A 13394-nucleotide genomic window follows, 5' to 3' on the forward strand; every position below is an offset into this window, starting at 1 on the left:
GATCACTGTGTTCCCACACGGTAACCGAACCGCGTTCGGTTTTGAAGTACGGGGGGCAAGCCGGAGCAAAGTTCCGGGACCTCCGCGCGGCTCCCGGAGGCGCGGCGGGTGCGGGTTCCTAGGGTGGACCAGCAGCCGGGCCGTGCGGAGTCGGCCGGCCCGACCCCGGGAGGCGATTCGATGACACACAGCCCCGCCGACCAGCGCGAGTCCCATGGAGGGCGGATCGCGCTGATCATGACCGCCCTCATGCTGGCCGTGCTGCTCTCGGCGCTGGACCAGACCATCGTCTCCACGGCGCTGCCGACGATCGTCTCCGACCTCGGCGGGCTCAACCACCTGTCCTGGGTGATCACCGCGTACCTGCTGGCGGTCACGGCCAGCACCCCGCTCTGGGGCAAGCTCGGTGACCAGTTCGGCCGCAAACGCCTGTTCCTCGCGTGCATCGCGATCTTCCTCGTGGGCTCCGTGCTGTGCGGCCTGGCCCAGGACATGCTCCAGCTGGTGCTGGCCCGGGGCCTCCAGGGCGTGGGCGGCGGCGGGCTCATGGTGCTGGCCTCCGCGATCATCGGTGACGTCGTCTCACCCAGGGAGCGCGGCAAGTACCAGGGGCTGTTCGGCGCGGTCTTCGGGGTCTCCAGCGTGGCCGGGCCCCTGCTGGGCGGGCTGTTCGTGGACCACCTGTCCTGGCGGTGGGTGTTCTACGTGAACCTGCCGCTGGGGCTGCTCGCCTTCCTCACCGTCGTGGCCGTGCTGCCCCGGCAGGACCCGGTCGGCCGCCGGAACATCGACTACGCGGGCATCACGCTGCTGGCCGCCACCGCCGTCTGCCTGACCCTGGTGGCCTCCTGGGGCGGCGGGGTCTACGGCTGGCTGTCCTGGCAGATCCTCTCCCTGGCGGCCGCGGGGCTGGTGCTCGGTGTGGGGTGGTGGCTCACCGCGCGGCGCGCCCCGGACCCGGTGATGCCGCTCAGCCTGTTCCGGAACCCGACCATCGTGGTCGCCATGGCCATCGGTTTCTGCGTGGGCTTCGCGATGATGGGCTCGATGGCGTTCCTGCCGCTCTTCCTCCAGATCGTGCACGGCCTCTCACCCACCGCCTCGGGGCTGCACCTGCTCCCCATGGTCATGGGCATGCTCATCACCTCGATCACCAGCGGCCGCCTGGTCACCCGGACCGGCCGGTACAAGGTCTTCCCTGTCGCGGGCATGGCCCTGACCTCGATCGGCCTCTTCCTGATGTCCGGCATGGGGCCGGACAGCTCCCTGTGGGAGATGGGCGTCTACTTCTTCGTCCTGGGCTCCGGGCTGGGCCTGGTGATGCAGGTGGTGGTCCTGGTGGTGCAGAACGCCTCCTCCTACGACGACCTGGGGGTCTCGACCTCGTCAGCGACCTTCTTCCGGTCCATCGGCGGCTCCTTCGGCACGGCGGTGTTCGGATCGGTCTTCGCCGGACAGCTGGCCTCGGACCTGGCCGCGCGGGCGGGGGCGATCGACCTCCCGCCGGGGGTGGACGCGACCTCGCTGGAGAGCGACCCGGGCGCCATCGACCGCCTGCCCCCGCAGGTGCAGGCGAGCTTCCTGGAGGTCTACGCCGACGCCATCGACACCGTCTTCCTGTGCGCGGTGCCGGTCGCCCTCGTCGGCCTGGTGCTCGCCCTCTTCCTGCGGCAGGACGTGCTGCGCACGACCATCAGGACGCCGGACCTGGACGAGACGGTGGCCCCGGTGGCCACGCCGAGCCGCAGCGCGATGGACCAGGTGGAGCGCGAGATCTACGAGGCCTGCGGGTCCGAGGGCACGGAGACCATGTACCAGCGGCTGCGGGAGGCCTCCGGCCTGGAGGTCTCGGCGGAGGCCTGCTGGGCGCTCAGCCACATCGGGGTCCAGGGGCCGCTCGGCGTGGACGACCTGGTGCGCATGTCCGGCCTGAGCGCCTCCCGTTGGGCCGACACCCACCAGGAACTGCTGGAGGCGGGCTACCTGGTCGACGACAGCGCCCCCTGGGAGCTCAACTGGCGCGGGGAGGACGCCGTGCGGCAGCTGTACGAGGCGCAGCGGACGGCGCTGCGCTCGCTGCTCTCCGACTTCGGCCCCGACGAGCACCCGGACGTGTTCGACGTCCTGGAGCGGGTCACCGGCACCACCCTCGGTGACGAGGCCGGGCGCTGGGGCGACCGCACGGACTGAGACCTGCGCGGACGTTCGCAAGACGGGGCCGGGGGCTTGCCTGGGGACTCAAACCGAATACAGTTCGGTTCTATAGGACGTCACATCCCACGCCCCTTGGAGGACCCAGTGGCTGAGGCCTACATCGTCGGTGCGGTACGCACCCCCGTCGGCACCAAGAAGGGTGCCCTGGCCGCCGTGCACCCGGCGGACCTGGGTGCCCACGTCCTCAAGGAGCTCGTCGAGCGCACCGGGGTCGACCCGGCCGCGGTCGAGGACGTCATCATGGGCGTGGTCAGCCAGGCCGGTCCGCAGGCCCTGGACCTGGCCCGCACCGCGTGGCTGTCCGCCGGACTGCCCGAGTCGGTCCCCGCCGTCACCATCGACCGCCAGTGCGGATCCTCGCAGCAGTCCATTCACTTCGCCGCACAGGGCGTCATGTCCGGCACCCAGGACCTGGTCGTGGCGGCGGGCGTGGAGAACATGGGCATGGTCCCCATGGGCGCCAACGTCCAGTTCGCCCTCGACAATGACCTCCCGCTGTACGGGCAGGGGTGGATCGAGCGGTACGGCTTCCAGGAGATCTCCCAGTTCCGGGGGGCCCAGCTCATGTGCGAGAAGTGGGGTTACAAGCGCGCGCAGCTGGAGGAGTTCGCGCTGGAGAGCCACCGCCGGGCCGCCGCCGCGCAGGAGGCCGGGTACTTCGACGCGCAGATCGCCCCCCTCGCGGGGGTGACCAGGGACGAGGGCGTGCGCCCGGACACCACCCTGGAGAAGATGGCCGGGCTCAAGCCGCTGCGTGAGGGCTGGGAGCTCACCGCCGCGATCGCCAGCCAGATCTCCGTGGGCGCGGGTGCGCTGCTCATCGCCTCCGAGCGCGCCGTGGAGCGGCACGGGCTCACCCCGCTCGCCCGCGTGGTGCAGCTGTCGCTGGTCGGGGACGACCCGGTCTACATGCTCACCGCCCCGATCCCGGCGACCCGGATCGCCCTGGAGAAGGCCGGTCTGAGCATCGACGACATCGACGTCACGGAGATCAACGAGGCCTTCGCGCCGGTCCCGATGTCGTGGACCGAGGAGCTCGGCGCCGACCCGGCCAGGGTGAACCCCAACGGTGGCGCCATCGCCCTGGGCCACCCGCTGGGCGCCACGGGCTCGATCCTGATGACCAAGCTGGTCAACGAGCTCCACCGGACCGGTGGCCGCTACGGCCTCCAGACCATGTGCGAGGGCGGCGGCCAGGCCAACGTCACCATCGTCGAACGCGTCTGACCCCCGGACCCCGACGGGCCGCGCACCACGTGTGCGCGGCCCGCCGTCAGCGGGCGGGGTGGGCGAGCCCCTCGCCGCCGACGCCGTTCTCCAGGCCGAGCCAGGCCGCCATCTCCTCCAGCTGTTCCACCAGTTCCGGCATGGTGTCGGCGGGGGCGCCGTCCTCCAGGGTGATCTGGCGGGCGAGCAGGGTGCCCGAGGCGCGGTCCGCCTTGAGGTCCACCCGGGCCACGAGGTCGTCGCCCAGCAGGAACGGCAGCACGTAGTAGCCGTGCACCCGCTTGGCGGCGGGCACGTAGATCTCCAGGCGGTAGCGGAACCCGAAGAGCTCCTGCGCGCGGTCGCGGGTCCACACCAGGGAGTCGAACGGACTGAGCAGGGCGCGGGCGTCCACCCTGCGGGGGACGCGGGCGTCCCGGTGCAGGTAGGCGGGGCGCTCCCAGCCCTCCACGGTGACCGGGACCAGTTCTCCGGAGTCCACCAGGTCGGCCACGGCGGCGCGGGACCCGGCGCCCTTGAGCCGGAAGTAGTCGCGCAGGTCGGGCTCGGTGGCGATCCCGTGGGCGCGGGCCGCGATGGCGACCAGCTCCCGGTGGGCCTCCTCCGAGGTGGGGTGGGGGAGCGCGTGCACCTCGGCGGGCAGGACGCGTTCGGGCAGGTCGTAGCGGCGCTCGAACTGGGTGTTGCGGCCGTTCGCGGTGAGGTCACCGATCCAGAACAGGTACTCCAGGCACCGCTTGATCTCGGACCAGTTCCAGCCCCAGTGGTCCTTGGCGCGCGGCACGTCGTGGGCCAGCGCCGCCTCGACCTCCCGGGCGGTGGCCGGGCCGATCCGGGCCACCTCCTCGTGCACCGCCTTGACCAGCTCGGGCCTGTCCTCGCGGATGCCGTTCATCCACCCCACGTTCGACTGGGCGCGGTTGAGCTCCATCCGGTACCGCATGAGGCGGTGGGTGGCGGGCGGCACCAGGCTCGCCTCGTGCGCCCAGCACTCGACCAGCCGGGCCGGGCTGTCACCGACGCTCGTGGTGGTGGCCCGGTCCAGGAGGGCGGGGGAGTAGGCGCCGATCCGGGCGAACACCGGCAGGTACTGGCTGCGCGCGAGCACGTTCACGCTGTCGATCTGGAGCAGGCCCACCCGCCGGACCACGCGCGCCAGGTGGGCGAGCGTGGGCGTGGAGCCCGGCCGGGGATCGTGGAAGCCCTGGGCGGCCAGGGCGATCCGGCGGGCCTGCGGCAGTGAGATCTCCGCGTCGCGGCGGGGGTGTGGTGCGGCCATCTGGTCACCGTATCCGCCGCCGACGACATCTTCGGGTTCAGCCCATCCGGCGGTGCAGGTCGTCGAGCACGGACGGTCCCGGGTCGGTGGGCGCGATCCACGGCCCGGGCAGCGACGGGTCCAGAACGCCCTCCTCCAGCCAGGTGTAGGAGTCGGCCATCAGGCGGCGGGCCACCCTTCCGTCCAGTTCGTCGGTGTTGGACCACAGCCCCTCGAAGAGGGCGTCGACCCGCAGCCGGGACTGGTGGCAGAACACGTCCGCCACCTCCAGCGGTGTGGTGCCCCGTTCGGGGTGGGCGTCGGCGTCGGCTCGGGCGCGCACGACCACGGCACTCGTCGCGAAGAGCTCGGCGCCGACGTCCACCACGCGCCCGAGGAAGCCCTGCCGGGTCTCCAGCCCTCCGCGCCAGCGGGACATCGCGTAGAAGGTGGAGCGCGCGAGCCGACGCGAGGCGCGCTCCACGAAGCGCAGGTGCTGGGCGAGGGGGCCGAACTCCTCGAAGGCCGACGGCACCTGGCCCCGGCCGACCACCAGGGTCGGCAGCCACCGGGCGTAGAACCCGCTCGCCCTGGCGGCGGCCCTCGCCTTCCGGGACCGGCTGGCGTCGGGGTCGACGAGGTCCCCGGCCACGGCCAGGTGCGCGTCCACGGCCTCGCGGGCGATCAGGAGCCGCATGATCTCCGTGCTTCCCTCGAAGATCCGGTTGATCCGCAGGTCGCGGAGCAGCTGCTCGGCGGGCACCCCGCGCTCGCCCCGCGCGGCCTGTGATCCGGCGGTCTCGTACCCGCGCCCGCCGCGCACCTGGACGAGCTCGTCGGCGACCCGGTACGCCATCTCCGACGTCCAGAGCTTGGCGAGGGCCGCCTCCACGCGGATGTCGTGGCGCCCGTCGTCGGCCATCCGCCCCGTCAGGTCGAGCACGGCCTCCATGGCGTAGGTGGTGGCCGTGATGAAGGACAGCTTCCTGGCGACCTCCTCGTGTCGGCCCACCGGGCGACCCCACTGCACGCGCTCACGGGACCACTCACGGGCGATCCCGGTGGCCCACTTGCCCGCGCCCACGCAGAGGGCGGGCAGGGACAGGCGTCCGGTGTTGAGTGTGGACAGCGCGATGCGCAGCCCTTCGCCCTCCGCGCCGATCCGCTGGTCGGCGGGCACCCGGACCCCGTGCAGGCGGGTCACCCCGTTCTCCAGGCCCTTCAGGCCCATGAAGCGGTTGCGGTGCTCCACGGTGACGCCGGGGGAGTCGCCCTCCACCACGAACGCCGTGATCCCGCCCGGGTGCCCGGGTCCCTCGGGCACCCGCGCCATCACGAGGAGGAGCTCGGCCACCACGCCGTTGGTGGTCCACAGCTTGACCCCGTCCAGCAGGTACGCCGCACCGCCGTCCGCGGGGGTGGCGGTGGCGCGCAGCCGTGCGGGGTCACTGCCCACGTCGGGTTCGGTGAGCAGGAAGGCGCTGACGGCCCCCTCGGCGCAGCGGGGCAGGTAGGCCCGCCGCTGTTCCTCGGTGCCGAACCGGGCGACCGGCTGCGGGACCCCGATGGACTGGTGGGCGGAGAGCAGGGCGGCGACCGCCGGGCAGACGGAGCCGACGAGGGTCAGGGCGCGGTCGTAGTGGAGCTGGGAGAGGCCGAGTCCGCCGTACCGGGCGGGGATCCGCATCCCGAACGCGCCGATCCCGCGCAGGGCCGCGACGGTCTCGTCGGGGACGCGTTCCTCCAGCTCGATACGGGGTGCGTCGACGTCCTCGCACACCTCGCGCAGCCGGGCGAGGAAGGCCTCCGCCCGCTCTGTCTCCGGCTCGTCCGGGTACGGGGGATCGGCCAGGTCCAGGCGCAGGCGGCCCAGGTACAGCTCCTTGGCGAAACTCGGCCGGTTCCCTCCGCCCTCCCTGGCGCGTTCGGCCACCCGCCGGGCCTCGCGGGGATCGTCCGTCGACATGACACGCTCACCTCACCTGGGGGGAGGGTCTGTGTGGCCTCCACCACAGGCCTACCCGGAGGGTGTGGGTCCGATACCCATGAGGGTCCCGGTACCTGGAAGGCGGGAAAAACCTTGCGCACGATGCGAACCGTTCGAGGGGCCCGGCCGTCCAACGAAGCGCGACGGAAACCAACCGAGCTCATGCCGGGAGTCGCCGAACCCCGGTGCGGAGGACGGCCGCACCGGGGTTCCCCCTGTCCGCACCGGCCCGACCCGCGTGTCCGGCCAGGTCGGGGCGGTCCGTCGGCGCGATCCTCTAGCCTTTGGCTGTGCGTATCGCGACATGGAATGTGAACAGTGCCCGGGCCAGGGCCGAGCGGATCGGCGACTGGCTGGACCGGAGCGACATCGACGTCCTCGCCATCCAGGAGACCAAGGCCCGCGACGACCAGTTCCCCGCGTCGGTCCTCACCGACCGCGGGTACGAGGTCGCCCACCACGGCCTCTCCCAGTGGAACGGGGTCGCGATCGCCTCGCGCGTGGGGTTGGAGGACGTCCGGATCGGCTTCCCCGGCCAGCCGGGCTACGGCGACCCCGAGGAGCGTGAGGCCCGCGCCATCGCCGCCACCTGCGGCGGCGTCCAGGTGTGGAGCCTGTACGTGCCCAACGGCCGGGAGATCGACCACCCGCACTACGCGTACAAGCTGCGCTGGCTGGAGGCCCTGCGCGAGGCGGGCGCCGCGCGCCTGGCCGAGGACCCCGAGGCCCAGATCGCCTACGTCGGTGACTTCAACATCGCCCCGCAGGACGACGACGTGTGGGACATGGCCGCCTTCGAGGGGCTCACCCACGTCACCGAACCCGAGCGCACCGCCTTCACCGAGCTGGTCGGCGCCGGGTTCTCCGAGGTCGTGCGCGAGTACACGCCCGGCCCCGGCGTCTACACCTACTGGGACTACAAGGGGTTGTCCTTCCCCAAGCGCAAGGGCATGCGCATCGACTTCGTGCTCGCCTCGCCCGCGCTGAGGGCCCGGGTGACCGGTGCGAGCATCGACCGTGAGGAGCGCAAGGGCAAGGGCGCCTCCGACCACGCCCCCGTCATCGTCGCCCTCGACGGTGCGGACAGCCAGCCGGTCGACCGGCCCAAGAAGTGACCTGGGGAATGAACAGAGAAGTGGGTAACGAAGTGAGCGCCGTGCCGCGCGTCGCCGTCCTCGGCAGCGTCAACATGGACCTGGTGGCCTACGTGGACACGGTCCCGGGTGGCGGCGAGACCGTCACCGGCACGGACTTCCGGCAGGTCCCCGGAGGCAAGGGCGCCAACCAGGCGGTCGCGGCCGCGCGCGCCGGGGCCGAGGTGGCCTTCCTCGGGGCGGTCGGAGACGACGCCTTCGGTGCCGAACTGCGCGCCAACCTGGTGTCCAGCGGGATCGACACCTCCGGTCTGCGCACCGTCCCGGGCGTGTCCGGGGTGGCGCACATCGCCGTGGACGGCGGTGGCGGCAACCGGATCATCGTGGTGCCGGGCGCCAACGCCGAGGCCGGGGCGGTCGACGGAGACGAGGCGCGGGTGGCCGGCGCCGCCGCGCTGCTGCTCCAGCTGGAGCTGCCGATGGAGGCCGTGGTCGCCGGGGCGCGGCTGGGTCGGGGCCTGGGCGTGCCGGTCTACCTGACGCCCGCCCCCGCGCGGGAGCTCCCGGACGAGCTCCTGGCCAACGTGGACGTGCTCGTGCCCAACCAGCACGAGGCCGCCGCCATCACCGGGCACACCGAACCGCGCGCCGCGCTGGCGGCGCTGTTGGAGAGGGTGCCCGAGGTGCTGTTGACCCTGGGCGAGGACGGCTCGCTGTTCGGGCGTCGGGGCGAGGAGCCGGTGCACGTTCCGGCGCGTCGGGTGGAGGCCGTGGACACCACGGCGGCCGGTGACACGTTCTGCGGCTCGTTCGCGGTGGCCCGGGCCGAGGGCCGGTCGGCGCGGGAGGCGATGGAGTTCGCCGCGGCCGCCGCCGCGATCTCCGTGGGACGGCACGGAGCCAGTTCGTCGATGGCCTCGCGGGACGAGGTGGAGGCCCTGATCAGGGGCTGAGTGCGGTGCCGCTCCGGTGTCCGGGCTCGGCTCGGGTGCCGGACGGCAGCGGACGGGATCGGGCGCGCGCCCTGGCCACGGGGGTCAGGGGGTGTGCCCGATCTGCTTGAGGAACGGCGCGGGGTCCTGGTCCTGGAGGCGGACCTCCAGCACGACGTCCACGGTGTCCCCGACCAGGCGGCCGCCCCAGGGCACGGGCCCGCCGTCGCCGACCCCGAAGTCGGACAGGCTGATCTGGGTCGTGGCGGAGAAGAAGTGGCCGTACGTGTCGTCGGGCGAGGCGTAGTCGGGGGCCTCGCCCACCCACTCGCCGTTGAGGACGACGGGGAGCGCCGTGCCGTGGATGGCGAGGTCGCCGTGCAGGCGGAAGGAGTTCCGCTTCCTGCCGGGCTCCAGGCGGGTGGAGGTGAAGCGGATCTCCGGGTGCCGCTCCACGTCGAGGAAGTCGGCGGAGCGCAGGTGCGCGTCGCGGGCGTTGACGCCGGTGTTGACGCTGTCCGACTCGATCACGACCTCCACCGAGGAACGGGCCGGGTCCTCCGCCACTCGGACCTGCCCGTCGGCCTTGCCGAAGGTGCCCTGGACCCGGCCGAAGCGCAGGTAGTGGGCGACGAAGATCAGGCTGGAGTGCAGCGGGTCGAGGTGCCAGGTACCGGGGCCCGGGCCGAACTCGGGGGTGGATGTCATGGGCGTTAACTCCCTTTGTGTCCGGTATGAGACATTCGTCCACATACTGTAGGTCCGACGCCCGACCAGAACCCCTGGTTCGCCTCTGACCTGCGGCGAGATTTTCAACTCGCCCCGTCCGGGAGACCCCTTGGGGCGGAGAGCCGCACACACGAAGGGGAGGGCCGGAGCCCGTGGCCCCGACCCTCCCGACGTACACGCGCCGACGCGCTACATGTGCTCGGGCGACTCCACGCCGAGCAGGTCCAGCCCCTGGACCAGCACGCGCAGCGCCACGGACACCAGCGCCAGCCGCGACTCGCGCTCGGCGTCGGTCCGGGCCGTCAGCACGGGGCAGTGCTCGTAGAACGCGGTGAGCGTCTGCGCCAGCTCGAACAGGTACGTGGACAGCCGGTGCGGCTGGAGGTGGTCGCCCACCTGCTCCACCACGGCCCCGAAGCCCAGCAGCTTGAGCGCGAGGTCCCGCTCGGAGCCCTCGGAGACGGTGATCCGCCCGTCGACGGACCGGGGGTCCACCCCGCCCTTGCGGAAGATGGAGCGGATCCGGGCCTGCGCGTACTGGATGTACGGGCCGGTGTTCCCGGTCAGCGCCAGCATGCGGTCGAAGTCGAACACGTACTCGGTGTCGTGCGAGACCGACAGGTCCGCGTACTTCACCGCGCCGATGCCGACCTTGCGGGCGATCTCCGCCTGGCTCTCGGCGTCCAGGTCGGGGCGGTTCTCCGCGACCACGGCCGCCGCCCGCTCGATCGCCTCGTCCAGCAGCTGCACGAGCCGGACCGGGGCGCCGCTGCGGGTGCGCAGGATCTTGCCGTCCGGGCCCAGCACGTTGCCGATCTGCACGTGCGTGGTCTCGACGCTCTCCGGCAGCCATCCGGCCGCGCGGGCGGTGGCCCACACCATCTTGAAGTGCATGGCCTGCGGGGCGCCGACCACGTACAGGATGCGGTCGGCCTTGAGGTCGTCCACCCGGTACCGGACGGTCGCCAGGTCCGTGGTGGCGTAGCCGTAGCCGCCGTCGCTCTTGCGGACGATCAGCGGGACCGGCTTGTCCTCGCGGCCGGTGAAGCCTTCGAGGAACACGCACAGGGCGCCGTCGCTGATCTCCGCGATGCCCTTGGACTCCAGCTCGTCGCACACGTCCGCGAGCATCGCGTTGTAGCTGCTCTCACCGGCGAGGTGCTCGTCGGTGAGGGTGACGCCCAGCTTGGCGTAGACCTTGTTGAAGTAGACCCGGGACAGGCCCACCAGCTCGCGCCACAGGCGCAGCGTCTCCTCGTCGCCGCTCTGGAGGGCGACCACCCGGCGGCGCGCGCGGGCGGCGAAGTCGTCCGCGCCCTCGCCGGAGGAGTCGAACTTGGTCCGGGCCGCCTGGTAGAAGGCGTTGGGGTCCGTGGTGAGGAGGTCGGCCTCCTCGGAGTCCTCCCCGGCCTCCAGCAGGTGCTCGATGAGCATGCCGAAGGGGGTGCCCCAGTCACCGATGTGGTTCTGCCGGATGACGTTGTGGCCCAGGAACTCCAGGGTGCGGGCCAGGGAGTCGCCCACCACCGTGGTGCGCAGGTGGCCGACGTGCATCTCCTTGGCCACGTTGGGCGCGGAGTAGTCGACCGGGATGTTCAGGCGCTCCTGGACCGGAACGCCCATGCGCGGGTCGTCGAGGAGCTGGCGCGCCTGGTCCGCGATCCAGTCCTCGCGCAGCGTGAGGTTGATGAAGCCCGGCCCGCTGACCTCGATGTCTCTGCACACGTCAGCGACGTCGAGGTGCTCCATGATCGCCGCGGAGACCTCGCGGGGCTTGCGGCCCAGGCGCTTGGCGAGCGCGAGTGCGGCGTTCGCCTGGTAGTCAGCGAACTGGGACGGGCGGACGACGGGATCGGTGTCGGCGTACTCGGGGCCGAAGGCGGCGCCGAGGGCGGACTGGACCCGTCGCGAGAGTACTTCCTGCGGGTCGGCCATGCCCCTAAGACTACCGACCGCCTATCCCCTTCCCGACAGGTTTCAAACGGTCCTCCCGGACGCCGATTCGCCGGGGCTCCGCCGGATACGCTCCCCTCCATGAGCGAAGCGTGGAACCCCGACGCCCCCGGCGTGCTGAGACTGCCCTCCGGCCGCCTGGTCCGTGGCAGGGGCCTCGGTTACCCGCTGCCGCAGGGTCCGACACCGGGGTTCGGGGTCTACCTGCTGGAGCACGAGCCGCCGACCTTCCTGTGGTCCGCCCGCTGGGTGCGCTGGCCGGACTTCGGACTGCCCGCTGAGGACGAGGACGCCCTCGCGGGGTTCCGCGAGGCCCTGGAGCGCGCCGACGGGGAACGGGTGGAGCTGGCCTGCCTGGGCGGGCGGGGCCGGACCGGGACCGCGCTCTCCTGCCTCGCGGTGCTGGACGGGGTCCCCGCCGACGAGGCCGTGTCCTTCGTACGCGAGCACTACTCCCCGCACGCGGTGGAGACCCCCAAGCAGGAGGCCTACGTGCGGGCCTTCGGAGCCTCCCGGGACTGAACGGCTCCGGGGCTGAACGAGTCCCGGGACCGGACCGGGCGCGGCCGCCCGGATCCGGGTCAGCGCTCCTCGGAGCGGCGGTGGAGCCAGTGCGGGGAGCGCTGGGGCACCCGGCGGCGGATCTGGTCACCGATCCGCCCGCCCGCCAGGTCGTGGGCGAGCCGACAGGCCTGCGCGATGCCCTCCGGGTGGCTGTCCCCGTGCGCGATGACCACGGTGCCGTTCAGACCCAGCAGGGCGGCGCCGCCGTAGGTCTCGCTGTCGAACCGCTCCCGCAGCCTGCGCAGGGCGCCGCGCTGGAGCACCGCCCCGGCCTTGGCCATGGTGGAGGAGGTGAGGGCGTCCTTGACGGCGTTCATCGTGAAGGCGGCGGTCCCCTCGATGGTCTTGAGCGCCACGTTGCCGGTGTGGCCGTCGGTGACCACCACGTCCACCCTGCCGAGCATCAGGTCGTGGCCCTCGATGTTGCCCCGGAAGTCCATGGACTCGGATCCCTCGGCGGCCAGCAGTTCGCTGGCCCTGCGGATCAGCTTGTTGCCCTTGCCCGGCTCGGAACCGATGTTGAGCACGCCGACGCGGGGCCGCTCCACCCCGAAGGCGGTCTGCGCGTAGGCGCACCCCAGGTGCGCGAACTGGACCAGCATCTCGGGCTTGGCGTCGGCGTTGGCCCCGGCGTCCACCATGATCGTCGGCACCGGTCCGGTCGGCAGGGTCACGGCCAGGGCCGGTCGCAGCACCCCGGGCTGGGTTCGCAGCCGCACCGTGGAGGTGGCCACGATTCCGCCGGTCGAACCCGCCGAGACCAGGGCGTCGGCGTCGCCCCGCCGGATCAGCCGACACGCCACCGCGGCGCTGGAGCGGGGCCGGCGCCAGCTGGCCAGGGCCCCCTCGTCCATGGCGAGGTTGTCCTCGGCGTGCACCACCGGGACGTCGCGCAGGGCGCCCTCCTCGGCGAGCTGGGCGGCGATCTCGGTCCGGCGCCCCACGAGCAGGACCCGCAGGCCCAGCTCACGGACGGCCCTGACGGCGCCGCGCACGACCTCCCCGGGGGCGTTGTCGCCGCCCATGGCGTCCACCGCGATGATGGGCGGTGACGTACGCGGTACCGGTGCGTCCGCGTCGGGTGTGCCAGTCACAGCTTCCTCACACGGTCGGTTGGTGCTGGTGGGCGGGTGCGGCGTGCCGTCCGCGCAGCTCGGCGCCGTTTCACGGCACGGGTGACCGCGCCCTTTCGGGGCCGCACGGGGTGATGTGGTGACACGTTATCGGGTCGCTCCGCCGCTGCCTTCGGACGGTACGTTCGTGCGGTCATGCGAGGATACTTCCTGTATGTCCAGGTCAGGGCTGGATATTACGCAGAGTGGGTACAAAGCCCCTAGACGGGGTATATCCGCTCGCTGGCTGGTCCGCCGGAAACACTCTGGTCACAGCCGATAACTGATTTTTCATCCCCAGGTGGTTCCCCGGTACCCGTATGC

The 13394-nt window shown here is 72.2% G+C and carries 10 protein-coding genes; 5 read left to right on the plus strand and 5 right to left on the minus strand.

What is annotated here, in order from left to right; genetic code table 11:
• The first annotated feature begins 180 nt into the window (after positions 1-180).
• Together AC0VYM_RS03545 and AC0VYM_RS03550 are read left to right on the plus strand one after the other, a co-directional pair.
• Positions 181-2190, plus strand: coding sequence for an MDR family MFS transporter (locus tag AC0VYM_RS03545; protein WP_475458884.1), 2010 nt, complete (start codon positions 181-183; stop codon positions 2188-2190).
• A gap of 108 nt (positions 2191-2298) precedes the next feature.
• A complete protein-coding gene (locus tag AC0VYM_RS03550; protein ID WP_475458886.1) occupies positions 2299-3441 on the plus strand; it encodes an acetyl-CoA C-acetyltransferase in 1143 nt (380 codons plus the stop codon).
• Between the two features lie 46 nt (positions 3442-3487).
• On the opposite strand, the gene AC0VYM_RS03555 is transcribed toward AC0VYM_RS03550, so the two are convergent.
• Positions 3488-4720: a winged helix-turn-helix domain-containing protein gene (locus tag AC0VYM_RS03555; RefSeq protein WP_475458888.1), complete on the minus strand. Its 1233-nt coding sequence runs from the start codon at positions 4718-4720 to the stop codon at positions 3488-3490.
• Between the two features lie 37 nt (positions 4721-4757).
• Positions 4758-6665, minus strand: coding sequence for an acyl-CoA dehydrogenase family protein (locus AC0VYM_RS03560; RefSeq protein WP_475458890.1), 1908 nt, complete (start codon positions 6663-6665; stop codon positions 4758-4760).
• A 311-nt stretch (positions 6666-6976) separates the two neighbouring features.
• Between AC0VYM_RS03560 and AC0VYM_RS03565 the strand changes: the two genes are divergently transcribed.
• A complete protein-coding gene (locus AC0VYM_RS03565; RefSeq protein WP_475458892.1) occupies positions 6977-7801 on the plus strand; it encodes an exodeoxyribonuclease III in 825 nt (274 codons plus the stop codon).
• 8 nt (positions 7802-7809) lie between these two features.
• Entirely contained in the window at positions 7810-8733 is a 924-nt protein-coding gene (locus AC0VYM_RS03570; RefSeq protein WP_475458895.1) for a ribokinase, read from the plus strand.
• Positions 8734-8817: 84 nt separating this feature from the next.
• Here the strand turns inward: AC0VYM_RS03570 and AC0VYM_RS03575 are convergent, their stop codons facing one another.
• Complete coding sequence (locus tag AC0VYM_RS03575) at positions 8818-9420, minus strand: YceI family protein (protein ID WP_475458897.1); 603 nt, start codon at positions 9418-9420, stop codon at positions 8818-8820.
• Positions 9421-9630: 210 nt separating this feature from the next.
• Complete coding sequence (gene argS, locus AC0VYM_RS03580; RefSeq protein ID WP_475458899.1) at positions 9631-11376, minus strand: arginine--tRNA ligase; 1746 nt, start codon at positions 11374-11376, stop codon at positions 9631-9633.
• Between the two features lie 99 nt (positions 11377-11475).
• Between argS and AC0VYM_RS03585 the strand changes: the two genes are divergently transcribed.
• Positions 11476-11916: a protein-tyrosine phosphatase family protein gene (locus AC0VYM_RS03585; protein ID WP_475458901.1), complete on the plus strand. Its 441-nt coding sequence runs from the start codon at positions 11476-11478 to the stop codon at positions 11914-11916.
• Positions 11917-11975: 59 nt separating this feature from the next.
• On the opposite strand, the gene plsX is transcribed toward AC0VYM_RS03585, so the two are convergent.
• Positions 11976-13052 carry a phosphate acyltransferase PlsX gene (plsX, locus tag AC0VYM_RS03590; RefSeq protein ID WP_475458903.1) on the minus strand — a complete coding sequence of 359 codons (1077 nt, stop codon included), beginning with the start codon at positions 13050-13052 and terminating at the stop codon, positions 11976-11978.
• Positions 13053-13394 lie beyond the last annotated feature (342 nt).

Source organism: Nocardiopsis sp. iso_237, assembly GCF_056173345.1.